The sequence below is a fragment of the Vibrio sp. 10N.286.51.E5 genome (genome assembly GCF_041469125.1).
GTDB lineage: Bacteria > Pseudomonadota > Gammaproteobacteria > Enterobacterales > Vibrionaceae > Vibrio > Vibrio crassostreae_C.
Genome location: NZ_JBFRJZ010000020.1, coordinates 15183 through 41544 on the forward strand (window position 1 = coordinate 15183; position 26362 = coordinate 41544).

A 26362-nucleotide genomic window follows, 5' to 3' on the forward strand; every position below is an offset into this window, starting at 1 on the left:
CGATAGGCTCAGCAGTTAAAGCACATAGACAAATACAAACAGGCCTAACCAAACCACATCAACAAAGTGCCAATACCAACTGCCCGCTTGGAACGCAAAGTGGTCTTTCGGAGTGAAGTGGTCTTTCGCAACCCTTGCCAGCAACACAATCAAAAAGATCGTCCCTAAACAGACATGTAAGCCATGAAACCCAGTAAGTAAAAAGAAGGTATTACCGTAGATGCCAGACTGAAGTGTCAGCCCCATCTCTTGATAAGCGTGAAGATACTCTTCAACTTGGAAGAACAGGAAGAAGCCAGCCAGAACAATGGTTATCTCCAACCACACGATCAAAGCCATACGCTTATTTTGTTCAAGACTGATATGTGCCATGTGCAGCGTCACAGAGGAAAGCAGCAGAATAATGGTGTTCTTAAGCGGGATACCTTGCCAAGGCATGGCTTGTGTCGTTACGCCATCAGGGGTCGTCGTTAGTGGCCAAATTGATTGGAACATCGGCCACAATACTTCATGGGTCATTTCATTATTGCCCGCACCACCAATCCAAGGCACAGAAATCATTCGAGCATAGAAAAGCGCGCCAAAGAAAGCGCCAAAGAACATGATTTCGGAAAAGATGAACCAACTCATTCCTTGTCTAAAAGAACGAGAAATCTGCTCAGAATAGAGACCACTCAATGATTCTGTGATCACATTGCTAAACCAACCTGCGAGCATGTAAAGCAGCACAGCAAACCCGACTAACAACACCGCTTTGCCAAACACACCACCTGCGGCGTCGGTGCCCATGTTTTGCACCGTCAAGCCAGCGCCAACTGCGACCAAAAACAGTGCTACAGCACCCACCAATGGCCAGTGGCTTTGGTGTGGAACGAAATAAACTTCCTTTTTAGAACTCATCGCTCAACTCCTTTTGTTGATACTGGTTCTGTAAATCCCTAGTTACTTGCGAGTACGTTAGACTCAGATTTATTGGCCGCAGCACCCACCTCATTCGTGATATTGAATAATGTGTAAGAGAGCGTCAGCGTATGTATCGATTCTGGAATATCTGGCTCAATGTAAAATATCAAACCCATTTCTGCGCTCTTGTGCCCGTCCAATGGCTGCTGATTAAAGCAAAAGCATTCCATCTTATTGAAGTAGGTTGCCCCCATACCTGGAGAAACCGACGGTACGGCTTGGCCAACCAATGAGGCTCCAGAAAGGTTTTTGGCAATGTAGTTAGTTTGAACCACCTCACCAGGATGAACCTCTAACACTCGAACTTCAGGCGAAAACTGCCATGGCATATCTGGCTTGATGTGGGACATGAATTCGACTCGAACCGTACGAGAGTAGTCTGGCTGCATTCCCTGAGGTTGCACCGCTGAAACAGTATTAGTTTTGCCATTGATGCCTAAGGCCTCACACATGACATCGTAGAGCGGCACCAAAGCGAAACCGAAGCAAAACATCGCAACCACGCTCAACACCAAGTAGCCCGTCAGCTTTTTGGTCGATCGCTTATTAGACACGCGCTTAGGTTGTTTTTTATCTTGATTGGGATCGCTTTGCTTATCACTCATGGTTCTGCCCTCTAATCCACTTTCGGCGGATGGGTAAAGGTGTGGTGAGGCGCAGGGCTTGGTACTGTCCATTCAAGACCTTCAGCTCTATCCCAAGGCTTACTTGGCGCAGGCTCTCCCCCTCTTACGCACTTAATCGCTAGCCATAAGAAAATTAGCTGAGACAACCCAAACGCAAAACCACCAATCGACACGACTTGGTTAACGTCAGCAAACTGAATCGCATAATCAGGAATACGACGCGGCATACCCGCTAACCCTAAAAAGTGCATCGGGAAAAACAGTACATTAACTGAAATCACCGACGTCCAGAAATGCCACAGGCTGAGCTTGTGGTCGTACATATGTCCGGTCCACTTAGGCAGCCAATAATAGGCAGCAGCCATACTCGAGAACACGGCACCGGTTACCAGAACATAATGGAAGTGAGCCACAACAAAATAAGTATCGTGGTATTGGAAATCAGCTGGCACGATAGCGAGCATCAATCCAGATAACCCGCCAATCGTAAACAAAACAATGAAGGCAATCGCAAACAGCATTGGTGTTTCAAAGGTCAAAGCACCGCGCCACATGGTCGCCACCCAGTTGAAGACTTTCACACCGGTCGGCACCGCTATCAACATGGTGCAATACATGAAGAACAGTTCGGCAAATACTGGCATACCCGTGGTGAACATGTGGTGTGCCCAAACCAAAAATGACAACAGTGCGATACTACAGGTCGCATAAACCATCGAGTGATAACCAAACAGGCGCTTACCACTGAATGCAGGGATGATGGCTGAGACAATACCAAAAGACGGCAAGATCATGATGTACACTTCGGGGTGCCCAAAGAACCAGAATATGTGCTGGAACATGACGGGATCACCACCACCAGCGGCATCAAAGAAACTAGTCCCAAAATATTTGTCAGTCAGTACCATGGTCACCGCACCCGCGAGCACGGGCATCACGGCTATCAGCAAGAAAGCGGTAATTAACCAAGTCCATACGAACATCGGTAGCTTGAACCAAGTCATGCCCGGTGCGCGCATGTTCACTATGGTTACGATCACGTTAATCGCCCCCATGATCGAACTGATCCCCATAATATGAACTGAGAATACGAATAGCGCGGTACTGTCTGGCCCATAAGTTGTCGAGAGTGGCGCGTAGAAGGTCCAACCAAAGCTCGGGCCGCCACCCTCTGTAAACAAAGATCCGATTAAGATTAGAAACGCAAAAGGCAAGATCCAGAAACTGAGGTTGTTCATTCTCGGCAGCGCCATATCTGGTGCACCGATCATCATCGGAATCATCCAGTTAGCCAAACCCGTAAATGCAGGCATTACGGCACCGAATACCATGATTAAACCATGGACTGTAGTCATCTGATTGAAGAAATCTGGCTCAACGAGTTGCAAACCCGGTTGGAACAGCTCCGCACGGATCACCATCGCCATTGCGCCGCCCGTTAAGAACATTGCAAAGCTGAACCACAAATAAAGTGTACCAATGTCTTTATGATTGGTTGAATACAGCCAACGAGCCCAGCCTTTAGGTGCCGCATGTGAATCGTGATCATCAACAGGCAAATCATTATTGCCCAAGGTGCCTTCCGCAGAATGGCTCAGTACTTGATCTTCTGCTGGAGCCGATTTCACCGGCTTATTGATTGGTGAACTCATAACTGATCCTTAGCATCATTTTGTGCATCATCCGTTGAGCTTTCAGAACTGCCTTCTTGCTTCGCCTTATAAGCGTTGATATCTGAGGCCTGAACAATATCGCCGGTATCATTACCCCAAGCGTTTCGTTGATAAGTTACTACCGCTGCGATCTCTTTCTCGGTTAACTGATTATCGAATGCTTGCATCGCCGTACCGCCACGACCATAAACAATTGTGTCGATATGAACATCCACATCACCAAGGGCAATAGGACTTCCTTTGATGGCAGGGAATGCTCCAGGAATGCCCTCACCGTTTGCTTGGTGACAAACCGCACATCGAGTTTTGTAAACCTCTTCACCGATGGTATTCAACTCCGCCAAGGAAAGTGACGCACCTAATGCATCTTTTGCGGCTTGTTGTTCGGCTATCGCTAACTCTTTCTGCTCCGCTAGCCATGCGTCAAACTCATCTTCTTCCATGGCATGCACCACGATCGGCATGAAACCATGGGCACGACCACACAACTCTGCACACTGCCCTCGGTAAACACCAGGCTCATCTATCTTAGTCCAAGCCTCATTAATAAAGCCCGGAATGGTATCTTTCTTAACGGCGAATGCTGGCACCCACCATGAGTGAATCACATCATCGGAAGTCATCAAGAAACGGACTTTACGGTCAACAGGCAGTACCAGCGGCTTATCAACTTCTAGCAGGTAATGCGCGCCTTTCACTTCGAGGCCTTCAATCTCTTTGTCACTGGTCGCTAGAAGGCTGTAAAACTCGACGTCTTCACCAAAATAGCTGTAATGCCATTTCCATTGTGACCCGGTGATTTTAACGGTCAGATCTGATTGGGAGGTATCTTCCATCGCTATTAAGGTTTTGGTGGCGGGTATCGCCATAGCGATGAGAATGATGATAGGGATGATGGTCCAAAGAATTTCGACTTTCGTGCTTTCGTGAAAATGGGCAGCAACTGCGCCCTTCGATTTCCTGTGCCTCAAAATCGAATAAAACATCACACCAAAAACAACAAAGGCAATCGCACAACAGATGTAGAAGATCAGCATATGAAGTTCATACACCTTACCACTGATCTCAGTGACGCCTTGAGTCATGTTGTAATCACTGCTAGCGTGCACTAAAGGCGATACTAAAAGCACAACAAAACTCTTCAAAAGCCACGCTAGCCTAACCAGTAATCTTTTCAAAAGATCTCTCCTTGTCCTTCCTAATTAGATACTTGCGACCTAAATGTCGTTGCGAACTGGACAACATTCATTGTTATTCCGGCTACACATGAAAAGGCTGAATCTCAATCTACAACTCACATGGAACTAGCCTGTGAGCAGGCTACTGACCTCATATAAACCCAAGAACTAATACGGTTCAAAAGCGTTGGAGGTTTCCATGAAAGATTCAAAAACGGCGAATTTGTTAAATTTTGTTATATTTATGTAAGAGGCTAGTTAGTGATATCCAATTATTCAAGGTAAGTTTACTTACTAAACAGTCAATTATTTGAAGTGGCTTAATCTACGTGCCCTCGTGCCGTTGGAATTTATTTTATATCGAGTTTTACGATTGCTTTCATGGAAATGAGAATTAATATCACTTAAATTAAATCAACGGTAAGTCATACAGACATTAATAGGTTTAGTGATTATGCAAGATGCAATGAATTGGTTAGCGAGAGACCCAGATCCAAGAACTCGTGAAGAACTTCAACACCTCATCGATGAGGGAATGCACGACGAACTTGAAGACCACTTTACTCAACGATTAGAGTTCGGAACGGCAGGACTTAGAGGCAAAGTTGGATGCGGCCCAAATCGAATGAACCGTTTAGTCATACAGGAAACAGCAACCGGGCTCGGCCACTACTTAATCGAACATATCGCTAATGCGACCATCCGCGGTGTGGTCGTCGGTTATGACGGCCGTTTAGATTCAAAGCAGTTCGCGATTGATACCGCTTCCGTACTCACGGCTTTAGGCATTAAGGTTTATCTAACCTCGAACGTCGCGGCGACCCCTATCGTTGCTTTTGGTATTGAGCACTTCAACGCCGCAGCTGCCGTTGTGGTGACGGCCAGCCACAACCCACCAGAATACAATGGTTTCAAAGTGTACTGGGAGAATGGCGCTCAAATCATTCCTCCTCACGACGCGGGTATTGCCGCTGAAATCGATATCGCATCAACCAAGCCGCTCCCTTTAATGAGCTTAAGTGATGCTGAAACGCAAGGTAAGTTGGTGTGGTTAACTGAAGGCTATTATCAAACGTACCGCGCTGCGATCAATCAGAGCCCATACGTGAGTAAAGAGATCGAATCGGCGAACACCACCATCACCTATACCGCAATGCATGGTGTCGGCGCACAAATGGCTGAGGATCTACTTCACGATTCTGGTTTCCATAAGGTGTTCAGCGTCGCCGAGCAAAGAGAGCCCGATGGTAACTTCCCGACCGTCAACTTCCCGAATCCGGAAGAAAAAGGCGCGATGGATCTGGTGGTTAACTTAGCAAAAAGTGTCGATGCCGACATTGCTTGTGCCAACGATCCAGATGCAGACCGATTTGCGGTTGCAGTGAGAACAGATGATGGCTCATACAAAATGCTAACAGGTGACCAAGTCGGCGTGCTATTCGCTCATTATCTACTCTCAAAGCCGCATACCAAAAACCAATTAGTTGGTAACAGTATCGTATCTTCAACCTTACTTGAAAAAGTGGCTCAATCTCATGGTGCGACTTATTTCCAAACGCTGACAGGTTTTAAATGGTTGGCGAATATTGGCATGCAATTAGAAGATGATCAGAACGAGTTCTTGTTTGCCTATGAAGAAGCGCTAGGCTACACAATTGGTACTCAAGTACGAGACAAAGATGGGCTGTCTGCTATTGTCGTGTTTGCTCAATTGGTTGAGGAGTTAAAATCTCAAGGTCGAACAGTTTGGGATCTTCTCGCTCAAATTTCATTTGAACATGGGGTTCATACCAACGCTCAGCGAAGTATTGCACTAGACCCAGACTCACCATCGATTGGTTCTAAGCTCCGCTCGGCACAGCCTAAAGCAATCAACGGTGTCGCTATCTCTGTAATTGAAGATTTGCAGTCTTCTTTACGCTTCGTCATTGGAGGCAATACTGAAGCCATTAACCTGCCTGCAAGTGACGTACTCATCTATCATCTCGAAGATGGTTCACGCATTATCGTAAGACCTTCCGGTACTGAGCCAAAAGTTAAGGTCTACTATGAGACGGTGACAAAATTTGAAGGGACAGAAACCTACGAAGACACTCGCCTGCGCGGTGAGAAGTACATGGAGAAACTGATTGAACAACACCAACAAGAGTTGAATTCATAGCGATTTAGCGCGTTCAACATGTAACGGTTAAATATAAAAAATGGACGCTCGTAGCGTCCATTTTTGTCTCAGCGGCTAACCACGAGAAGATGTCTGATTTGATTCGTCTACGAAGTAAAGAAAGAAGACAACATCCAGATAGCTAACACGATGAAAACTCCGCCCATGACTTTCTGTTGATAGGTACGAAACTTCGCGTTTTCTACGAGAGATTTACCAATCGTACCCACTAACGCCACCAGCAAAAAGTTAAACGTTAAGCCGAGAACATTCAGTAATAAACCCAGAACAAGCATCTGCTGACCGGAAGTCGCTTCAATATTCGTCGACACAAACTGAGGCAGAAACATCACAAAGAAAACCAACGCTTTAGGATTAAGCAGGTTACTGATTAGCGCTCTTTGATAGTAGGCTTTTGCTGCAAAGTTATCGCTTAACTCAGGCGCGTTACCCTGCTCTGTTCGCAGGCAGTCCCATCCCATCTTCAACAAGTACGCGCCGCCTAACAAATGTAGAGCTTTAAGCGCTATTGGGCTCATTGCGATCAACGCTGATACACCCATAGCCGCTAATACTGTCAGAATGATACCAGAAGTCGCATTACCTAGGCTTGCAAACACGCCGACCTTACGGCCATAGCTCATGCTTGAACTCGCAATCAGTAACATATCAGGGCCAGGTAAAAGAAGAAGTGCAACAACGGCAGTCAGGTAGACAGGTAAAATGGTTAAGTCGATCATGAGGGTCAGCATTGATAAAAACGGAGGCGGATTTTATATCAATTACTAACACCCTTCCAGATGCAATCAGTTGTTCGACGTTTATTTAATCGAATTAAAAACCAACATTAAGCGACAAAGCCAATTTATTAACTAAATAGAAAAGACTAATTAACTTGCTACCCATTCGATCTCAATCAATGTCGTATCGCCACACTTTAGGCGACCAAGGAAGATATCGCCTCGATGTACGGCCCCAACACCTTTTGGCGTACCTGTCATCACAACATCGCCGTCTAGTAAGGTGGTATAAGAAGACAGCTCTTCTAGGATAGTTTTTGGAGAGTAAAGCATCTGCTCAACATGTCCTTTCTGAACACGAACACAGTTAATAAATAATTCTAGGTTTAAGTCAGAGAGATCAAAATTATCAACGGGAACAAAGCGACTAAAGACAGCGGAACCATCAAAGGCTTTGGCACGCTCCCAAGGTAAACCTTTGGCTTTTAAACTGCTTTGCAACTCACGCTTGGTAAGGTCTAAGCCGAATCCCACAGCAGAGTATTCACCGTTTTCAACAATAAAACAGATCTCTGCTTCGTAGTGCAGCGCTTCTTGATGAAAAGAAGACAGGGATGACGTAACGCTGGTACTTGGTTTATTGAAAACCACCATAGAGTCTGGGATTGCGTTATTGAGTTCTTCGATGTGATCGACATAGTTACGCCCAACACACAGCACCTTAGTTGGGGTTGCTGTTCGTCTCGAATTCATCAGCTGTTCGTGATCGACAACACTGCTCATAGTTTATCCCTGAACTATTTTTTTGAGTGGAGAGTTTAACGCATCATAAAATGAGAGTCTTCGACAAGATGGTTACCAATATCTAAATTCTGATCTTTAGCTCAATTCGATGATTTGAAAGCGTTTATACGAAGGTCGCAATAGTGCGAAATCACCATTCAAGACAAAAGCCCAAAACGAAAAAAGCCCTCTCTAACCAAAAGGTTTGAGAGGGCTTAGCATGGTGTCTAGGACAGTATCCTAAAAGGTAAACCTAAGGAGTAAACACTATGCTAAATCAGTCTGCGACTTATAGGTAGTAACGAGCACCAAGTAGCCACTGGTCGTCAGCTTTTTCTTTGTACACACCAGAACCTTGTAGGTCGAACTGGTAACCAGCAAAGCCTACGAACTGAGATGTGAAGTTGTACTCAGCTTGTAGAGCAGTTGTAGCAAATACTGTTTCACTCATCTTGTCGTCTTCTACCGCTTCGTAGTTAACGCTTAAGTTCAGGCTGTTAGAAAGTGCGTAAGAAGCAAGTAATTCAACTGCAACTGTCTCTTCTAAAGCAACACCAGCGCTTGAGTTCATGTAGTTATTCATAGCATAAACACCAGCTAAGAATAGACCTTCAGAACCGTAAGAACCGTAAGTAGCACTCACTACGTTAGAATCAGCGGTTTTAGAACCACCGCCAATGTTACCAAATGTAACATCACCAGTGTTGTATGCGTAGTTTGCTGTGAAATCAGCAATTGCGTAGTTCAATGCAATTTGAGCACGGTTACCGTATTTGTTTGTGTTTGTATCTGAAACTTTATCAGTCTTGCGGCCTTGCCATGCAACACCTACGTTTAGAGAACCAGCGTTACCAAAATCGATAGCATTGCCGTAACTCACCATCTCTTCGCCACGACCAGTACCTAGGTTACCGTGATCGTCGTAGATGAAGTCATTCGCGAATGCGATTGGCATATCTGCAACACCAGCAACGTTGTAGTATGGCGCCCATTGAGTACCAACAACACCACGACCGAAGTCTTCATGAGTTAGACCAATGTAGCCAAGACGAGTTGTGAATGACTGATCACCACCGTCAAGCATGTTTAGCGCCCATTCACCTTTAGCATCAGCAGTAAAGCCGTTACCAAGTTCGTGAGTTGCACCGAAGTTGATACGTGGAGAAACAGTTTCAACACCGATGTCATCGCTGTTTTGACGATCGTCGCTGTTTACATCACCAACTGCAACTGAAACGTGACCGCCAACTGAGAATGTTGTGCCGTCTTCGTTGTAAAGTTCTACTGCAACTGCCTGTGTACCAAATACTGCACCAGAAATTGCTAGCGCTAAAAGTTTCTTATTCATTTGTCATGTCCATTATGTAACTGGGTGAGTTATTCACTAACAACCTCGTGCTTACGGAGAAGTTGTTACCTGCATTTAACAAGTAGGCAAACCCTAATATACGAATGACAAGAAAGTTGCATTAAAATATATAAAATAAAAAAAATCGCACTATAAAAAACAAAAATACCTTTTAAAACAGTTGATTAACAAGACAATTACTGAAATCTCCTTTCATTCTTTGAGATAAATACTTTGATTATTTTTGATTTTATAATCACTAAAAAAGCATTAAAAATCTAAACCCAAGGTAACTCATCAGACCATCGAGAGGCTCGCCTTTGCCTTTGAAACATTTTGTAACACGTAGAGCTCAGCTGAAATATTTAGCTTTGTGAAACAAATCCCAATATGAGCTAGGAAAAATCGTTCAATAGAAAGTTCATTAGAGAAAAACAAAAAAAGGGCAACCAATCAGCAACTGGTTGCCCTTCATAACTCATCATTGAACTCTTATTTGAAGCAAACCTCAGCCCAACGAGCTAAACCTGCAGTTACTGAACCGAAGTAATTACCACTCACAATCGGTACATTCGGCACAGCTTGTTGTACGGCTTCACGAAGTATCGGTGAACGAGCGGAACCACCCGTCATGTAGATTACGTCTGGCTTTTTCTGGCCTTGTTGAATCGCTTCTTTAACCAACTCAATCATCTTAGACTTTGGTGTTTCAATCGCTTCAACCATCTGTTCGACTGAGATATCTACCTCGACCAGTTCAGAGGCAACATTAATCGCAGCACGATATTGAGGGGATTCTGCCAGCGCAATCTTGGCCTCTTCCGCTCTACGCACAATACCGTAACCCAAAGTGTCGTGATAAACCTTCATCAAACGTTCTAGCTTTTGAGGCTCTGACGCTTCTTTACGAAGTAATTTTAATGCCGCTAGGTTTTCTCTTGAATAGAAGTTCTTTTGAGCTTCAACATTATTAATCGCAATTGGGTTCCAGAATTGAGTCAGTGGCATATCAATACCCGAAATGCCTTTGCTGCCCATACCAAAAGGTGACATCAGTTGTTTGAATGCAAGATAGATATCGAGGTCATTCCCCCCTACCCTTTGCCCACTGTGTGCCAACAAGCTCTGGGTACGATCCGCTTTACCAGACCACGTTGGTCCCATTTCTAATAATGAGCAATCGGTGGTACCACCGCCAATATCAACAACCAATACTGTTTGGTTTTCAGTTAATGTGCTTTCGTAATCAAGGCCTGCGGCTACGGGCTCAAATTGAAAAGCGATATCAAGGAAACCGGCACGCTTAGCTGCGCGAGACAGTATGTCTTCAGCTTGTCTGTTCGCCTCTTCACCACCTCGACCGTGGAAGTTAATTGGTCGGCCGATAACAGCTTGCTTGATCTGCTCTTGAGTCGTGAGTTCGGCTTGATTCTTGATATTTGCCATCATGGCGCACACTAAATCTTCGAAAAAGCTCACCTGCACATCATGCAGTCCACTCGCGCCAAGGAAAGATTTAGGGGACTTAACATAATAAACATCGCGAGGGTCTTCTAAATATAAGTCCAACGCAGCCTGACCAAATGCCATGTCTTCTGGCACTAAGTCGATACTCTCTTCTCTGTTCAGCGCAATCGCACGTCGTAGTACTTGCTCACCGATCGCATCACTCGGCTTGATATTCAAGTGGCGGAATAGATGTTCAGAAACACTCTCACGAGTAGGCGCAAACACGGTTGAGGGAATATAGTGGTTGTTACCTTCTAGCGGTAACAGGCTTGGCTCTCCATTAACCATCGCCGCGACAGAACAGTTCGCTGTTCCATAATCAAATCCAATAAACATAATATCCCCCCACTCAACAAAAGGGGCGAGATGCTACATGAAAAGCCTAAAAATTACGAGGTCATTTCTAAATTTAACTGAGTAATTTCTTAGCTTAACGGCTCTTCAAGAAGAAACAAATATGCTACATTTCAGCCCAAATGAATCACAGGTTAGAGAAATGAAAACACCTTGCCGAGCGGCTTGTAAAAATAATGGCGGAATGTGTAGTGGCTGCTTTCGAACAATGGATGAAATTATAGGTTGGAAAGGCTTATCTGAAGAAGAGCAAACGTCGGTTATGGATAATCTTAGTGGCGCGAGTTCGACTCACCAATGTCCACAGTGTAATGAGCCAGCTCAATGCGATATCAGTGCGGGCAAAGAGACGTGTTGGTGTTTTGAGTTAGAAAAACGAGATACTAGCGATATTCCAAAGGCTGGAGTTTGTATGTGTCGTAAGTGCTTGTCTGCCCTGCCCGTTCAGTAGTTTAGAGCCCATTTAGTAAGTTACTGGATAGCAAGTTACTAGCCAGTTCAACATAGACAAAAAAAGCGAGAGGTTGTTTTCTCGCTTCAAAATACTGAGATTAAATTTCGACCTAATCGTTACCTGGTTAGTGTCTACTTCACTTTTGCAACCAGCGCAGGCTGAGAAAACTGGATACCATTCCAGCCATGAACCATAAAGTTACGAATATTTTGATGGTCGCTGTTCTCAGGAAAACCTAGCACGTCGTTACGATAAAATTGACCAAAACAAGCAAGTGTTTGCTCTGCTGATAGGCCTTGCTCTAAACCAAAAGCAAAAATCTTGCACGAACCATTATTCTGCCCTGCAGCGTTCACTACCTCACCATTGCGAAATTCGCGCTCAGAAAAATCATAGTGAGCTTCGATCACTTGCATTGTATCTTCAAATTGCACGGCCTCTGGGGTTTCAGCCAGAGTATTCAATAAGGTTTCCAGTTCCATTTACTATTTCTCCATCAAGTATATATCTGTCAGCAGTGTATCTTGTTTTACGACAAGAGTAAGCCGTTGTTTACTTGAGATAGCGATTCACTTTTTTGTTGTACGCTGCTATTTACTTCAATGAAACTAATGACATAGTTTTATCAGGGCGTTATATTATTTTATCAAACGATTAACATTGTTCAGTAACGAATATGCATAAAGATAAAAACTTAGAACTGTTCAGATACCTAAAGCCAGGTACAAAAACAGCAGGTGTATTGGAATTTGGCCCAGACGACTCAATCCAGATCAGTACACTTTATATCGGACACAAAGAAGATCAGTACCTCATCCTAGAGCTTACGCAAAAAGCGACAGAAGCACTGACGCTGAGAAAGCTCACAAACGTTGATATTATTGTTCGTGCGATTACCGACACCGAACTTGGGCACATTGTCGCGTTCAAAACCAATGTACTGGCTCATATCACCTCTCCAGCACATCTAATCTTCCTTCGCCCACCCTCAAACTTTGCAACCAAGCCTATTCGTGAACACGAAAGGTATAAAGTACGTCTCAGCTGTGAAGTCACTTTTGATACCTTGTCGCTGGATGCCACACTAGTCGACTTTTCAGCGTCAGGGTGCGGTATCTATCTTACCCAGCAATCAGATATTGATGTCGGCTGGAAGATAAAAGTTAATTCTGACTTAAATGAGTACTTAGATGACGATCTTGTCTACAAGGTGGTAAGTAAGAAAAGGCAAAGACAAGGCTGGCTGCTAGGTATCCAATTCCCTGAACACCTAGATATGAGTGATGAGTTGAAAACGCTGCTATTGGAACAAGCCTTTGTCGCTGGCTCGATATAAAGGCAGAAAATTAGTTACTTCTCTTCAACAGACTCCATTAAAGAGCACTAAGTTAAAGCCTAGTGCTCTGTGTCATTCCAGTATGAGTTTTTGAAATGAACAAACGCTTGGTGGAGCGACTCTTCTTTAATCGGCTTTACAATCACGTAATTCGCCCCTGCGGCCATAAAGCTGTCTCTAGTTGACTCTTGAGCATCAGCGGTACACGCATAAATAGGGGCTGACACACCAATCTCACCTCTTAGCTGCTGAGTGGTTTCAACACCACCGAGATTAGGGAGTTGGTTATCCATCAAGATCAAGTCATAGGTAATCGTCTTAGCCATCTCAATCGCTTCTAAGCCATCTTTTGCCCAGGTGACGACCATGCCATATTTCTTACAGAAAGCCTGAGCAATAAAGGCGTTGGTGTGATTGTCTTCCACCAGCAACACATTCAAAGGTCGACTAAACAACGCCTCTGGCTCAACCTCAGCTTGTTGCTTAGCATCGACTAATAGCGGCTTGGCGTGTACGACTACAGGAATTTCTATCGTGAGCTCTGAGCCTTGACCTATCACGCTGCGGACTTGAATGTCCCCTTCCAGCATATCGACCAGATTTTTTACAATTGTAAGTCCTAAACCAGTGCCACCATATTCACGAGTGGTGGTCTCTTCGGCTTGAACAAAGGGTTCAAAAACAGCATCAATTTTGCTTTCATCAATACCAATGCCAGAATCTTTCACTCGAACGATCAAGCTGGCGTGATCGGAGTTAAAGATACTCTCGATCTCAAAGCTGACGGAGATACCGCCTTGATGAGTGAATTTAAAAGCATTACTCAACAGATTAAACATGATCTGATTGAGGCGTACTTGGTCGGTATTGATTTCAATGTCATCAACCAAGTGATTCACAATGGTAAATTCGACGGATTTATCTTCACACAGCGGTCGATAGATGCTGTCTAAGGTATTAACTAACTCCCCTAAACGGAAGTCTTTCTTTTGAATATTAAACTGCCCTTGCTCAATCTTTGAGAAGTCCAAGATATCGTTAAGTACCGCCAGTAAATGTTCCGCACTATTACACAGTACATCCACCTGCTCGCGATTATCTTCATTGTGCATAGAGCGCTTGAGCAGCTGAGACACACCGAGAATACCGTTGAGCGGCGTGCGAATCTCATGACTCATCTTAGCTAAGAAGTCTGCTCGCACATTCGCAAGATGCTCAGCTTCTTCTCTTGCTCGATCAGCCTGTCTTTCCGCCTCGATTAGCTTAGTAATATCTTGCCCTTGTACCACCACTCCTGTGATGCCGTGTTCCACGCGAATAGCAGACATGTTCCAACGAAACACCTTTTCACCAATGGGTACGTTAATACCCGTCAGTTTAGAACCCTGAACCACCATTTGAATATTAGGCAGCATTCGCTGCTCAAACTCTTGGGCAATTGGACCATAATTGTCATCAGCATCGAACAACGCCATGCGAGCGGCGGGGTTCATCTGAATCAAATCGCCTTTTTCAGACCAAACTAAGATAGGCGAATGAGCAAAGTTAAAGAGATCTTGGAATTTTTGATTCTGTTCAGATAAGCGCTCAAAGGTGTCTTCAAGAGTACAACCAATATGGTGAAATTCGAAAATGTTAGAGCCATCGAACTTGTTGTACTCTTCGCTAGCACTTGCCGAACGAGTAAAGTCCATTAGCTTATCAAGCTCGGCTGAGACTCTCTTTTGAATCCAAGTTCGAGCAAAAAAAGACATCAATATGATCACCACAATCACCACGATGATCGCACGCTGATAATTCTCTTCTAACGCAATGAAATTATTATTTTTTTGAACAGCTCGAATGATTAAAGGAGTTTCAACAGCATTAATCTTAATGGTTGCGATGGTAACGAAATGACGCGGCAACTGTTCGTACATTTGGTAATTGAGGATGTCAGTAATGGTGTAGCTTTCATCACCACTGAATGTCGATGTCACCGGTGTACCGTGCGCTTCAATCACGATATTTTCGCTATTACTGCCCTGTTGGATTGACTCAGCCAAAGAGAAGTTGTTGTCAAGCACAATGGCGATATAGAGTTGACCAAGGACTTCCCCAGTAGCGTTATCAACAATAGGGGTACGGCGAGCCAACAAGTGACGCTTACCTATATCTGTCCTCAGTTTAATAAAATGCCAATTACTGCTGAACGAAACCTCATCAGAAATATGCTTTAAGTTGGACTCATCCAAACCATAAAATTGACTGTTGCCGTCTTCCCAAGCCAAACCATCGTGGGTTGAGACAAAGCGTAAATCTGGTGCATGATCCGGTTCACGTTGGTCAACACCAAAGAAAAAGTAGCTCAGAGTCTCGTCATTACCCGTATCAAAGTACTCTCTGAGAGTTTCACTGTGTGAGCTACTGTCTTGATGGATTTGCAGCACCGACAAACGATAATCAAACATGTTTTGGATCAGGCTTGAGGTTTGCTGTACCGTTCGATTCGTCTCTTGCTGTACGATATTACTGCTGGTTTCATAATTATGAATAAGCACGCCAAGTGCCATCACGCCTATCACCAAAATAACGATACGCGTAATGAGTCTAGCTAAAGTGTTTCTAGGTGTACTGGCGTAACTTTTCTTCATTAGTGACCTGAGTACCTAAATGCTCGCTGTTTAAGTTCTGAAATACGTTCTGGGGAATCTTCCTTGGTGACAATTTCAAATTCACCAGAGTAAACGGTAGGCACTTCCAAACCGGCTAGATCCCACTTGATCGCCTCTGCCATTGCAATGCCTGTATCGTCGTTCATACGCATGACAGTAACATCTAGGTCGCCCCTTGCAATGGCTTCAAGTTCAGCAGAGCCGCCTCCCCAACCATTCACTAAGATGTCTTGGCCCGATTCACGAATCGCTTCCATTGCACCGAGAGCGACATCCGTTGAACATGCATAGATAAAGTCTAGATCCTTATCGTTCTCTATGCTGATTTTAGCCGCTTGGTAGCCACTGTCTTTGTTTGATTTTGTGTAAAACGAAGACTTAAGGGTAAAGTTGGTATCCGTATTCACTTCATGGATAAAAGTATCTCCACGCGCATCACTGATATAGCCTTGTGAGTAATACAAAACAGAATACTTACTGTCTGGCGGACTTACTTGTTTAAAATAGTCCGCCAGTTTTAAACTGCCTGTCGCATGGTCAAAACCCACATACATAAATGGCTGTCTATCTGCCCAAGCTCGCACTGGCGTCGTGATATTTTGAAGAATCAGTTTGGTGTCTGTAGAGGTCAACACGTGCTCGATAAACTTGCGGTGGCGCGTGGTATCTAGCGTGAAAATCAAATAATCCGTCTTGTTTTCAATCGCTTCTTGCAACGAAATACTCTGCTGCGCGAGATCGGCATTAATACGGGTAAACACTTGATTTATTTGATAGCGGATCTTCAGCCTATCGAGACGCTTCTCAAAAGCTTGAATATTGCGAACCCAGTAATCCGAGATCTGTTGGCCCGGATACACCACGGAAATCGTAATTGGTTTGTCTTGGATTCTTCTCAGTGGCACAGGGTGATTTTGTACAGCCTCGACCATTTTATCGGTCAATGCTCTTTGTTCTGGAAAAGTGGAAAGATAATCTTGGTATTCCCAGTACCCATTGAGGACATGAGTACCATGGGAGAGAGCGGACGCAGAAAATACGGCAAGTCCAAACAACATCAGTAAACGTTTCATATTTTTCTCGTTTTATATGAGCTACTTTGGCTCATTTTTTAACCTAGCATGACACCATCTCTTTGTATGGCTAATGGATATTATGTAGGACAACGATGATAAATGATAGCGTCTAACACTAATTAGAACGACATTCTAAATGAGCAATATGTTAATTTGGAATGGAGATTAAGAACAACGAGTTAAATTATGATTTCAGCCCATTCACGGTAAGAGTAATTACCATTTAAATTCATAAGCTTAGCTAGAGCCGATATAGCTCCTTACACTATTAAGATTTAATCAATAACAAACATTTTAGCTATGAATTATGAGACTTCGATATATTGAATTTTGTCTTTTTGCCACTCAATAATCAGTTTGAGTGATACCAGTTTTTCTTTGCGGGATTTGGGCAACTGCTTGATCGCGTATTCGGTTTTCAACGCCTCACTTTTTGAGCCAACACCAAAGCTCCAAACCAGCTTAAGTGGGCCTTTACCTTTTAAAGCTTTGGCGCCTTTACCGGTTTGATGTTGTTCAAATCGACGTTCTAGATTGTTCGTCACGCCACAATAAAGGGCATTGTGACGATTGCGGATCAAGTACACGACCCAATCCGCATTTTTATCAGCATCTGACATTTAAAGCAGTGATTCAACCAGAGCCTTAAGCTCTGCCACTTCTGCTCGTAGGCTTGCAACTTCAGACTCAAGCTCTTCAAACTTTTCACTCGTTGCAGAGGGGGCAGCCGCGCTTACTGATGCCATCGCAAACGCTTCAACGTCCACTTCACCGCTCAACAAATGCTGGTAGCGTGATTCACGTTTACCCGCTTCGCGTGGCAGCTTCACAACCAAGGCACCTGCTTCTCTTGCAGCGAGTTTGTCTAATGTTGCTTCTACTTCTTTCACATCACTAAAGTTTGCAAGGCGACCCGTTCGAGTACGAAGTTCACCGGGTGTTTGCGCACCGCGCAGTAACATACAGCAGATGATTGCACGCTCTTGCTCTGTAAATTGCAGATCGCCGAACTCAGTGTTGCAGAAACGATGCTGATACTTATTAACACGGCTATTGAAGCTGCTCTCATCACTCACCATGCGACGTCCGATTAAACCATCAACTGCATCTAAAACATCTGACTCAGAAAGAGAGAGAACAGGTTCACGGTTACTCTTTTGATTGCATGCCGTGGTTAAACTGTTCAGTGTCAGTGGGTAATGATCGGGAGTAGTGACTTCTTTCTCGATCAAACAACCGATAATTCTCGCTTCAATTGGGGAAAGTACTGTGTTCATCGTTTTTCCTTTTTATTATTTTGATAATTCCATCTCAACACCTAACAATGCAGTAACTAGTGTTCAGACAAAATTGGTACTCGTTTCTTTCTGCCCTGTTCATCAATCATTATGATCTTAGAACGGTTTAGCTCTATTTCCACGACTTCCAAATAAGTACGCTCTTGTACATACGCATCACGAAGCTTGTTTTGTTCTGCTGAAGATTCAGTGACATTCTCGTCCAATTCTTCGTTTTCCAATTGTTGTTGATTCATTTCACATTTCGTATCAATGCAGTATCTACATGGGATACTAACTTGAACGGTAAGATAAAAACAATCACACATCAGCGAGAGTGACGAATAATTAAACAACCTTACTTTTGCTTTGATCTAAAGACTGTTACATCATCAATTGATGTGCTTTAATCAGAAGCAGACAACGTATTTGACGAATAGGAAAAGGAATCTATGAGCAGCGTATTTGAAATTGTTAACCAAGCACGACGTAAGAACAAACTTAAGCGTGAACTTTTAGACAACGAAAAGAAAGTTCGTGACAACCGTAAGCGTGTCGACCTTCTTGATAACCTACTTGATTACATCAAGCCAGAGATGACCCACGACGAGATCCTAGGCATTATCAAAAATATGAAAGCTGACTACGAAGACCGTGTTGATGACCACATCATTAAGAGCGCAGAGATTTCTAAAGCGCGTCGCGATATCAGCCGTCGTATTCGTGAACTAACAGAAGAAGACAAGCAAACCCAAGGTAAGAAGTAATCTAACCGAGTAAATTGACTTGCAATAATGTTAGCAACCCACTCTTTGTAGTGGGTTTTTTTGTACGTAAATTCTATCGTCTATACTTAATTGAACGTAAATGATTTGGTGACAGCAAGTTATCAAGTGAAGGTAAGTTACTAAGTAAACGCAAGCAATGGAGTGACCCTATGTACGCAAGTATTCTGATTACCTTAGCGCTATCATCAACTCAGCCCTACCCCGAAGAATTTGAGAGACTTTACACTGAAGAGACAGAAATCACTTATGACGATCTCGTGGTCGATGTTCATGGCTACAAGGTTCCGACCCGATCAGCATTTCGAGGTTGGATGCTCCTCAATCACGCTCAAGACCAAGTGAGAGCAATCGGACAACAACTCAAGGACAATGGCGTTACTCAGAGCATGCCTCTGCATCTCGTTCTATTGCAAGGGACGGATTGGGCAATGAGTAATACAACCTTGTTTACCCTCCCAAATAAGAAACATGTGCCAAACATGATCAATACCCTAAAGTACATACAACAATATATTGAGCCTGAAATCGGTGTTGTTATACCAGTATCTGGAGAGCGAACCGATATCTACAATCAACAAGCTGGTGGTGCACTGCGAAGTAAGCACTTAGAGTTTTGTGCCTTAGACCTAGTGCCTGCAAATGACATTACTCGCGAAGATCTACACGTGAAACTTAAAAATATTCATTCGGAATTCGGGCAAAAAAATAATGTTGGGCTTGGTTTATATTCAGGTGTTCGATTCCACATCGATACTTGTGGGTTTAGACAATGGTAAAGAAACACGATCAAGTCATAAAGACCTGCAATTTGCACGTGTCACTTAGACTCTAAAAACAAGCGAAATTACATAAGATTATGATTTTAAATGTAAATTAAAACTGGAACGCTAATTGATATTAATAACAAGTATCATAATTATTAATAGCAATTAGGAATTCAATATGAAGACGATGACTCAACGCTTTCAAACTCTGCTTTCTGTTTCAAACTTCAGTCTAGCTATCACAACCTTGCTTATGCTTCTCAGTATTATTGTTGCTTATCCAATGGCCGATCACTTCTCACGGCCAATTCAAATCGTCGCCCACATCAGCACCATCTTAGTCGCAGCCTTGCTGAACATCAGCTATGTCGGTCGTTGCCTTGCACAATACAACCTTGGATTGGAAGTTCGTTAAGTAGCGCCGCGCTAGCCTTGATACGGGAGCCCTAGACAATATCAAGGCTACTGAAAAGATCGTACAGCTGGTGAGATTTATAGGGTTTAGGTAAGTAGGCGTTCATACCGGCTTCAAAACAATCTTTGATGTCTTCTTCTAGAACACTGGCGGTTAAAGCTATGATGGGTAATGGTGTGACTTGTTGATCGGCTTCCCACTGACGTATCGCACGAGTCGCCGTTATGCCATCCATAACAGGCATCATGCAGTCCATTAAGACTGCATCAAACTGAGCACCCTGGGTGATGACATCCACCGCTTCTTGGCCATTACTGGCAATCAAATATTCATAACCCGCTTGCTCAAGGAAGAAGCTCGCTATTTTTTGATTCATCAGATTGTCTTCAACGATCAAAATGCGTCGATTCAGAGAGCGAACTTCTTCATCTTTTGCTTCCACTTGAGGCGTTTGCTCTTCGCCCACATCGAGAGATTGTAAGCTGGTTAAGAAACGTCGGCCCAAGAATGGCAAGGTATGAGTCGAGTGGACCGTTTCTCTGATTAGGTTGGTTTTAAATAGGTGATGCTGACAAACGATGACGCGAGCAAGAGGATATATCACCTTCAACGTCGCAAGATCTTTTTCCATAGAGTGGTGCAAGGTATGACAATAAAGTATGAAGTCACTTTCTTTTACACTTTCACTAAGGGCAGCAATGGATGACACCACATTGGCTCGAACATTCAAACGCTCACACTCTTTAACGAGCTGATCGAGGTAATTGAAAGAGTTCGAGATGATGGTCGCTCGGCTCAGGTTATCGAAAGTTTGAACAGGCGCTTCTACAACATCGACATACAAACAAAAAGTGAATGTAGAGCCCTCTCCTTTCACTGAACGCGCGGTAATGTAACCACCCATCAAATCAACAAGCTGTCGACAAATCGCAAGCCCTAACCCCGTACCGCCAAATTGACGGGTAATGCTGCCATCTTCTTGAGTGAAAGGTTCAAATATGGACTCTAACTTCTCGGGCTCAATCCCAATCCCGGTATCAGACACGCTGCATTCAAGCTTGCCCCTGCCCATAGACATAGGTGTATAAGCAATGTCAGTTGTAATTGTGCCCTTAGAGGTAAATTTGATGGCATTAGAAAGCAGATTGGTCAGCACCTGTCTCACGCGGTACTCATCGAAAAACAGTTGTGACGGCGTTTGATAATCGATATTGATGTCGAGCTCAATATCCTTACTTATCGCTTTCGACTGAATCACACTCACAGAGTCATAAACCGCTTCTCGCAAATCAGCATTGTGTGGTGACAACATCAAGTTACCCGACTCGATTTTAGACAGGTCGAGTATGTCATTCAGCAGCACCAGTAAAGAGTGAGAGGACGATTCGATATCCCCCAGTACTTCTTGTTGATTTGGGCTCAGTTGGCTTTGAGATAAGATCTCAGCCATGCCAATGATCCCGTTAAGTGGCGTGCGTATTTCATGTGACATATTTGCTAAGAATGCGCTTTTGGCTTTGTTAGCCGAAATCGCGTCTTCTTTTGCTGTTATCAACTCTTTGTTGTGCAGATAGTTGCGTTCCATCACTCGATTTAGGGTTTCAGTGAACTCGGCAAGCTCATCGTTCCCTTGGATACGAATCACCTTTGGCTGGCCGTAGCTATCAGCGCATTCCGACACACCTTTCAAAATAATCGACAGGTTTTTGTTTAAGCGCAGAGATGTCGCAACCCCAAGCCACATCAAAACACCAGAAGCGATGAGTATAAGCAACGTCATGACCAAGGTTTGCCTTTTCTGCAACGCGATATTCTTGGTCAGTTCAAACTGTATTTGATTGGTGTAAGCGCCAATCGCGTTTGAAATAGCCCGTTTTTTAACCTCTAAGCTTTTCAAGTGTTGATATATTTCGGGTGATGAAAAGTCCCCTTTGAGGATTCGAGATGTAAATTTGTCTTGGAATTCATCTTTGGCGACAGCGTTTAGCAACTGTCTAATGTTTGGAGAACGCGTATCCGAACGGAAAAATGTATCTAATAGCTGTTGCTGCCTCTCTAGAGCAGCGACATAGCTAAGCAAGTATTGGTTTTTAAACTCTGGGGAGCGATTCAAACTGAAGCTTAACCACGCTTCTCTCTGAGTCCAAAACACATAATGCGTAAGATTGATAAACATCGCTTCCGCTTGACCAATATTGCCATCGACTAAAGCCATGCGATATTCGGACAGCTCCATCAGCACGTCTTTTAACAAGTCGAAAGCGCGCTCTGTCAATTTTCTGCTGTCTGTCGTTTCAGGTGTACTAGCTAGGATCATCAACAACTTTTTCAATTCAGCTAACTGAGGGTCAATACTCCAATTGCTGTCGAACCGTTGAAGTCGCATTCCATACTGAGTCAGTCTATCCAGTTCTGATTGCAGTGTTAAAAGCAACTGACCTTTCTCAGGGGAGTCATTAGACAGCACCAACCATCGATAAGCATCACTTGAAACCGTATTAAAAAATTGAAGCGCTTCGACCTTAATACGCGTTGTTTCAAGGTGATTCATCTTCTCATCGTTCTTAAGCACTTCATTCACTGTAAACCCGAACATAATGAGTACAGAAACCGTGGAAAGAAAAATAAGACGCCATCTAATTGACATGTTTATCATTTTTATAACTACTCCCTTCCCGAAAGTAATTTACCTAACCCAAATTAAGAATAGGACATTAACAGAGGGTTATTGATCAAATTGGATATGAACAAACGATACTCTGAGCCCAGAACGAAAAATTAAAGCCAACTGGTATCCAGAAAAGTGCTTTAAAGCGGAAAGGCGTGCTTTTATTAAGACTGGTTTAAACAAGCGAGGTTTCAGTGAGCAAAAGGTAAACAAAAGACGTTTTCTCCAGTTATTATCACCGGCATAACAAGTACACATCCACATTCTGCGGCTCAACTAGACTGTGAATAATGACTCTGCGTGCTAACAAAGTGGATAGTTAGGTTAAAATTGTGACATCCAATCGTTTGCGTGATGCACTTTTCACACTCAAGCTAGGCTTATTCAAAGGTCGAACATCAATACTCGTTAATTCCCTTATTTATCGTTTACTGTTTACGTGTAACTTGAGTTAACGATCACACCTTTAATGTTCAATATAACCTGTATTACATATTATCCTTTGAATTGAGTATTTTTTGACGAAAAATAAGTGCTACAGATTGTTAAAGTCAATAGTCTTTATCTACGTTCAAATCTTGATTTATGGCTAATATAAAGCCAATTTACAGATATTTTGTCTGCATTTATTTTTCCTAGCAGAATAACCCGTCGCACCTTACAATCCTGCCACATAAAAATTACAAGTTACACACAAGGTATATCAGCACATTTAAGTGGCAATAGAGACCACAGACTGATGCCTCAAATCCCCTATGCTGATTGGCTTCCCTACAACCGCCATGAATGCAGAAACTTAACGTGAAAGGTCCCGAGTAAAGATGAGTCCCGAAAAGCACCTCCTAGATTGGCAAACTAGTCAAACCATTGCTGAATCCATCGCTCCAACTTTAGGTCAGTTATACCGTCAAAAAGGCGTAGAAGTTATCCTCTTTGGTAAGACCTTAGTTAACGCGACAACTATCGACATCATCAAAGCTCACCGCATCGCAAAACGTTACACTGGTTCTCCTCTTACAGCAGAACAGACTCAACCTATCATTCAACACCTTCTCTCTATGGACTTATCTCCATGTCGTATTGATGTTGGTCGCCTTGCGCATTCATTCTGGCAAGATCGCGAAGACACACATGGGTTGGATGATTTCCTACAAACTGCACTTATCGAATCGCTTGAAGGCGATGCAATGACAGAACCTCGTGACGTTGTATTGTACGGTTTTGGTCGTATTGGCCGACTGCTAACTCGTCTGTTGATCGAGAAAAGTGGCCCGGGGTACCCACTGCGTTTACGTGCAATCGTTGTACGCGGCGGCAAAGATGGCGACCTAGAAAAACGTGCAAGCCTGCTTCGTCGTGACTCTGTACACGGCCAATTCAACGGCAGCATTGTTGTAGACCAAGAACGCAAAGCGATCATCGTTAACGGTAACTTCATCCAAGTTATCTACGCAAACAAACCAGAAGAAGTGGATTACACGGCTTACGGTGTTGAAAATGCACTTGTGGTTGATAACACAGGCGTATGGCGTGACGCGGAAGGCCTGAGCCAACACGTTGCGTGTAACGGTGCGAAGAAAGTGCTACTGACTGCACCTGGTAAAGGCGACATCAAGAACGTGGTATTTGGTGTGAATGAAAATGTTATTCAGCCAGAAGACACCATCATCTCTGCAGCAAGCTGTACTACTAACGCAATCACGCCAGTATTGAAAGCGGTTCACGACAAGTTTGGCGTGCTGTCTGGTCACATCGAAACGGTGCACTCATTTACCAATGATCAAAACCTAATCGATAACTTCCACTCGGGTGATCGTCGTGGTCGTGCTGCATCATTGAACATGGTACTGACATCGACTGGCGCTGCTAAAGCAGTATCAAAAGCGATGCCGGAAATGGAAGGTAAGCTAACAGGTAATGCGATTCGCGTTCCTACGCCAAACGTTTCAATGGCAGTTGCGAACCTAAACCTTGAGAAAGGCACAAACAAAGAAGAGTTGAACGAGTACCTGCGTGAAATGGCGCTGTCTTCTGCTTTGTCTGCACAAATTGATTACACAGACTCGACTGAGATTGTATCTACCGACTTGGTTGGCTCTCGTCACCCAGGTGTGGTTGACGGTGTGGCGACTATCGCACAAGACAACCGTGCCGTGCTGTACATTTGGTACGATAACGAGTTTGGCTACAGCTGCCAAGTTGTTCACTGTATGGAACAGATGATGGGTGTACGCTACAAGACATACCCAGAAGTTTAATTAACTTCGCTCTTGTAGATACGTCCATCGCAACAAGCTCCACAACATAATAACTATATCTGCGAAGTCTGTATGGACTTCGCAACCCCTTTTGTTTTACTCCCCCGTATAAACAAGAGGGTTGCCACTTAGATCTGCTCTCTCTAACTGATCTAGGTGGCCTTTTTACATCTAGCGCCCTAACTTTTATCGCTATAATAAGATCTTGTCTTCATCACTCTTGCACAGCTTTACGTCTGTTATAACTCAACCTCAACATCTGACTGAATCGAGCTTGAACATGCAAGCACGTAGCCCTGTTCAATCTGCTCTGGCGTCAATGTTTCTTGGCTGCTTGATTCCACAGATCCTTTGGTCACTTTGCATTTACACGAACCACAAATCCCACTACGACAAGCGATAATAATTGGAACGCCTGCTTTTTCTAATGAATCCGCCAATGGTGTGCCAGTTTCCGCTTCAACTTCAGCGCCGAACGCAGGCACAAATACCTTAACAGCACTATTCGTATCGTCAGCAATTTCGGCGTTTGACGCTTCTGATTGAGCATCCTGAGTAGCAGGAGTAAAGCTTTCTTGATAGAAGTTATCCATGTTGAACTCAAGCTCTTTCAGATAACTCTCAATATCTTGCATGAAGCCGACAGGCCCACACAGGTAAACCGTTCTATCTAAGATATCTGGGCTCAGTTTCACCAACCAGTTTTTATCTAAACGACCTTGAGGGGCGGTTGTTCCTTCGTTGTCTTTTAACAGCAGTTTTAAGTTGAAATTCGCATGTGATTCATCGAGCTGATGAAGTTCTTGAAAGTAGATAGTCTCAAGCTTGTTGCGTGCCATGTGGACGAAATCAATCTCAATGTCACTGTCACTGTCTTGAGACAGCCAATATTTTACCATCGCCATTACGGGTGTAATGCCACAGCCCGCACTCACTAGCGTTACTTTCTTTGTTGCCGTTGGCATGCAATCAATACAGTTAAACGAGCCTGCCGGCTTCAACACAGAAACCTCGTCACCTTCATCAAGCTCATCAACAATAAAGTTCGAAACCAAGCCACCTTCCACACGCTTGACCGTCAACTTCAGGCGGTTATCTTCGGGGCAAGAAGCCACGGAATAAGCACGGTAATCCGTTTTCGTCGGCATATCTAAACCCAAGGTGATGAACTGACCGGGCTTAAAATTGAAATGTAAGTCTTGTGGAATACTGCCAAGCTCAAAGCTGACCGTATCTGGCGTCTCGTGCCATTTCTTTAAACACACTAAATTGATTGAATCGCTATCCGACCATGCATACATAGTTCACACACCTTACTGATACTAAAGAATTAAATC

At 43.8% G+C, this 26362-nt stretch carries 23 protein-coding genes; 7 read left to right on the forward strand and 16 right to left on the reverse strand.

The genetic code is table 11. The annotated features are described in order from the left end of the window. Positions 1-15: 15 nt before the first annotated feature. From AB4161_RS06925 to coxB, 4 genes are read right to left on the reverse strand one after another with little or no spacing between them, the layout of a single operon-like run. Positions 16-900, reverse strand: a complete 885-nt coding sequence (locus AB4161_RS06925; protein ID WP_009845661.1) for a cytochrome c oxidase subunit 3 — start codon at positions 898-900, stop codon at positions 16-18. A 38-nt stretch (positions 901-938) separates the two neighbouring features. Next, positions 939-1568, reverse strand: coding sequence for a cytochrome c oxidase assembly protein (locus AB4161_RS06930; protein WP_372083068.1), 630 nt, complete (start codon positions 1566-1568; stop codon positions 939-941). 11 nt (positions 1569-1579) lie between these two features. Continuing rightward, complete coding sequence (gene ctaD, locus AB4161_RS06935; RefSeq protein ID WP_372083069.1) at positions 1580-3241, reverse strand: cytochrome c oxidase subunit I; 1662 nt, start codon at positions 3239-3241, stop codon at positions 1580-1582. Then, positions 3238-4440 carry a cytochrome c oxidase subunit II gene (gene coxB / locus AB4161_RS06940; RefSeq protein ID WP_017064841.1) on the reverse strand — a complete coding sequence of 401 codons (1203 nt, stop codon included), beginning with the start codon at positions 4438-4440 and terminating at the stop codon, positions 3238-3240. The genes ctaD and coxB overlap by 4 nt, the downstream gene beginning before the upstream one ends. Positions 4441-4894: 454 nt before the next feature. On the opposite strand from coxB, the gene AB4161_RS06945 reads away from it, so the two are divergent. Beyond that, entirely contained in the window at positions 4895-6601 is a 1707-nt protein-coding gene (locus tag AB4161_RS06945) for a phospho-sugar mutase (RefSeq protein WP_372083070.1), read from the forward strand. Positions 6602-6708: 107 nt separating this feature from the next. Here AB4161_RS06945 and AB4161_RS06950 read toward each other — a convergent pair whose 3' ends face one another. From AB4161_RS06950 to yegD, 4 genes are all read right to left on the reverse strand, one after another. Continuing rightward, positions 6709-7341, reverse strand: a complete 633-nt coding sequence (locus AB4161_RS06950; RefSeq protein WP_017068640.1) for a LysE family translocator — start codon at positions 7339-7341, stop codon at positions 6709-6711. 150 nt (positions 7342-7491) lie between these two features. Next, positions 7492-8124: a fumarylacetoacetate hydrolase family protein gene (locus AB4161_RS06955; protein WP_372083071.1), complete on the reverse strand. Its 633-nt coding sequence runs from the start codon at positions 8122-8124 to the stop codon at positions 7492-7494. A 289-nt stretch (positions 8125-8413) separates the two neighbouring features. Next, complete coding sequence (locus AB4161_RS06960) at positions 8414-9472, reverse strand: porin (protein ID WP_372083072.1); 1059 nt, start codon at positions 9470-9472, stop codon at positions 8414-8416. Between the two features lie 492 nt (positions 9473-9964). Beyond that, positions 9965-11317 (reverse strand): molecular chaperone, encoded by a 1353-nt coding sequence (gene yegD / locus AB4161_RS06965; protein WP_017064846.1) that lies wholly within the window; start codon positions 11315-11317, stop codon positions 9965-9967. A 160-nt stretch (positions 11318-11477) separates the two neighbouring features. On the opposite strand from yegD, the gene AB4161_RS06970 reads away from it, so the two are divergent. Further along, on the forward strand, positions 11478-11786 hold the full coding sequence (locus AB4161_RS06970) for a DUF1289 domain-containing protein (RefSeq protein ID WP_080582242.1): 309 nt from the start codon (positions 11478-11480) through the stop codon (positions 11784-11786). Between the two features lie 134 nt (positions 11787-11920). Here the strand turns inward: AB4161_RS06970 and AB4161_RS06975 are convergent, their stop codons facing one another. Continuing rightward, positions 11921-12271: a HopJ type III effector protein gene (locus tag AB4161_RS06975; protein ID WP_017061764.1), complete on the reverse strand. Its 351-nt coding sequence runs from the start codon at positions 12269-12271 to the stop codon at positions 11921-11923. Positions 12272-12465: 194 nt separating this feature from the next. Here AB4161_RS06975 and AB4161_RS06980 point away from each other — a divergent pair, with 194 nt between their 5' ends. Next, positions 12466-13125 (forward strand): PilZ domain-containing protein, encoded by a 660-nt coding sequence (locus AB4161_RS06980; protein ID WP_017066093.1) that lies wholly within the window; start codon positions 12466-12468, stop codon positions 13123-13125. A gap of 59 nt (positions 13126-13184) precedes the next feature. Here the strand turns inward: AB4161_RS06980 and luxQ are convergent, their stop codons facing one another. From luxQ to AB4161_RS07005, 5 genes are all read right to left on the reverse strand, one after another. Further along, positions 13185-15758, reverse strand: coding sequence for a quorum-sensing autoinducer 2 sensor kinase/phosphatase LuxQ (gene luxQ / locus AB4161_RS06985; protein WP_372083073.1), 2574 nt, complete (start codon positions 15756-15758; stop codon positions 13185-13187). Then, positions 15758-16852 (reverse strand): autoinducer 2-binding periplasmic protein LuxP, encoded by a 1095-nt coding sequence (locus tag AB4161_RS06990; protein WP_371720949.1) that lies wholly within the window; start codon positions 16850-16852, stop codon positions 15758-15760. Before AB4161_RS06990 ends, luxQ begins: the two co-directional genes overlap by 1 nt. Positions 16853-17160: 308 nt before the next feature. Then, on the reverse strand, positions 17161-17475 hold the full coding sequence (locus AB4161_RS06995; protein ID WP_017061768.1) for a GIY-YIG nuclease family protein: 315 nt from the start codon (positions 17473-17475) through the stop codon (positions 17161-17163). Beyond that, the gene (locus tag AB4161_RS07000) at positions 17476-18132 is read right to left on the reverse strand and encodes a YceH family protein (RefSeq protein ID WP_017061769.1); all 657 of its coding nucleotides are present in this window, start codon (positions 18130-18132) and stop codon (positions 17476-17478) included. Between the two features lie 56 nt (positions 18133-18188). Continuing rightward, a complete protein-coding gene (locus tag AB4161_RS07005) occupies positions 18189-18389 on the reverse strand; it encodes a hypothetical protein (protein WP_017061770.1) in 201 nt (66 codons plus the stop codon). 195 nt (positions 18390-18584) lie between these two features. Here AB4161_RS07005 and AB4161_RS07010 point away from each other — a divergent pair, with 195 nt between their 5' ends. The 3 genes from AB4161_RS07010 to AB4161_RS07020 all read left to right on the forward strand — a co-directional run bounded on the left by AB4161_RS07010 (position 18585) and on the right by AB4161_RS07020 (position 20099). Continuing rightward, positions 18585-18899 carry a DUF496 family protein gene (locus AB4161_RS07010; RefSeq protein WP_004730049.1) on the forward strand — a complete coding sequence of 105 codons (315 nt, stop codon included), beginning with the start codon at positions 18585-18587 and terminating at the stop codon, positions 18897-18899. Positions 18900-19069: 170 nt separating this feature from the next. After that, positions 19070-19696, forward strand: a complete 627-nt coding sequence (locus tag AB4161_RS07015) for a D-Ala-D-Ala carboxypeptidase family metallohydrolase (RefSeq protein ID WP_372083074.1) — start codon at positions 19070-19072, stop codon at positions 19694-19696. 166 nt (positions 19697-19862) lie between these two features. Then, positions 19863-20099, forward strand: coding sequence for a hypothetical protein (locus AB4161_RS07020; RefSeq protein WP_372083075.1), 237 nt, complete (start codon positions 19863-19865; stop codon positions 20097-20099). A 31-nt stretch (positions 20100-20130) separates the two neighbouring features. Here the strand turns inward: AB4161_RS07020 and AB4161_RS07025 are convergent, their stop codons facing one another. Then, positions 20131-22695, reverse strand: coding sequence for an ATP-binding protein (locus tag AB4161_RS07025; protein WP_372083092.1), 2565 nt, complete (start codon positions 22693-22695; stop codon positions 20131-20133). 893 nt (positions 22696-23588) lie between these two features. Here AB4161_RS07025 and AB4161_RS07030 point away from each other — a divergent pair. Next, on the forward strand, positions 23589-25025 hold the full coding sequence (locus AB4161_RS07030; protein ID WP_017068649.1) for a glyceraldehyde-3-phosphate dehydrogenase: 1437 nt from the start codon (positions 23589-23591) through the stop codon (positions 25023-25025). Between the two features lie 239 nt (positions 25026-25264). Here AB4161_RS07030 and AB4161_RS07035 read toward each other — a convergent pair whose 3' ends face one another. After that, the gene (locus AB4161_RS07035) at positions 25265-26326 is read right to left on the reverse strand and encodes a hybrid-cluster NAD(P)-dependent oxidoreductase (protein ID WP_136982710.1); all 1062 of its coding nucleotides are present in this window, start codon (positions 26324-26326) and stop codon (positions 25265-25267) included. Positions 26327-26362 lie beyond the last annotated feature (36 nt).